This is a genomic window from Actinospica durhamensis (genome assembly GCF_018139695.1).
Lineage (GTDB): Bacteria > Actinomycetota > Actinomycetes > Streptomycetales > Catenulisporaceae > Actinospica > Actinospica durhamensis.
Window position 1 is genome coordinate 1 of record NZ_JAGSOG010000601.1, and the last position, 1143, is coordinate 1143.

At 71.1% G+C, this 1143-nt stretch carries 1 protein-coding gene; it reads right to left on the reverse strand.

From position 1 onward, the window contains the following. Positions 1-990, reverse strand: a 990-nt coding sequence (locus KDL01_RS41300) for a LacI family DNA-binding transcriptional regulator (protein ID WP_246577709.1), incomplete at its 3' end; no start/stop codon positions are given. Positions 991-1143: the final 153 nt, after the last annotated feature.

Here is a 1143-nt window from a genome sequence, read left to right on the forward strand (position 1 = left end):
GGTGGTGGGGAGCACGATGCGCCGGGGGGCGACGGTGAGGCCGGCCAGGCGGTCGAACAGCAGCGTGGCGGCGACGCGGCCGAGGCCGGCCGGGTCTTGGGCGACGACGGTGAGGCCGGGGGTGATCAGGTCGGCGAGTTCGAGGTCGTCGAAGCCGACCAGGGCGGGGCGCTCCACCCGGCCCGCGAGCGCGCGCAACACCGCGATCGACAGCCTGTTGTTTCCGCAGAACAGCGCGGTGGCCTCGCCCGGCGCGGCGAGCATCCGGTCCAGGGCGGCGCGGACCGAGGGCGGGTCGGCGCGGCCCATCGCGATCAGGCGCTCGTCCACCTCGATTCCGACGTCCGCGAGGGCGCGGCGATAGCCGTTGAGGCGCTCCCTGGCCGTGTAGATCGACGGGTCGTCACCGAGGTAGCCGATGCGGCGGTGACCGCGGGCGAGCAGGTGGTGGACGCCGCCGCGTGCACCGCCGAAGTTGTCGGCGAGCACGACGTCGGCGGAGAGGTTGATCGGGGGACGGTCCGCGAAGACCACCGGAACCCCGGCGCTGATCTCGTGCCTCAGGTAGGAGTGGTCTGTGGCGGCCGGAACGATCACCAGGCCGTCGACGCGACGTGAGCACAGGGCGAGGGCGAGTTCCTGCTCACGGTCGGGATCGTCGTCGCAGGAACCCGTGAGCAGCAGGCAGTTGTGGCCGCGCACGACCTGTTCGACGGCGCGGGTGAGGACCGAATAGAAGGGGTCCGCGACGTCCTCGAGGATCAGGCCTATGCCGGCGGCGCGGCCGGTGCGCAACTGGCGAGCCGAGTCGTTGCGGCGGAAGCCGAGTTCGGCGATGGACTGGGAGACGCGCTCGAAGGTCGCCGGCAGGACGCCGGGCTCACCGTTGACGACGCGCGAAACCGTCTTGAGACTCACGCCGGCGTGAGCGGCGACGTCATTCATCGTCGCTCGCCCGGAGCGCCCGGACGGGTCAGCCGCACGGGGCATGTGCTGCTCCTTTCAGCGTGGTGCGCCAACTCTCGCATAGTGAGGGTTCCGTAGTGGAGTCGGGATCCAGGGCGTCGATGTGGCGACGGAGGGACGGCTCGGATACGGGCTCGGATGCTGAGGGGCGGATTCATCTCGGATTCAGGGTGGGGG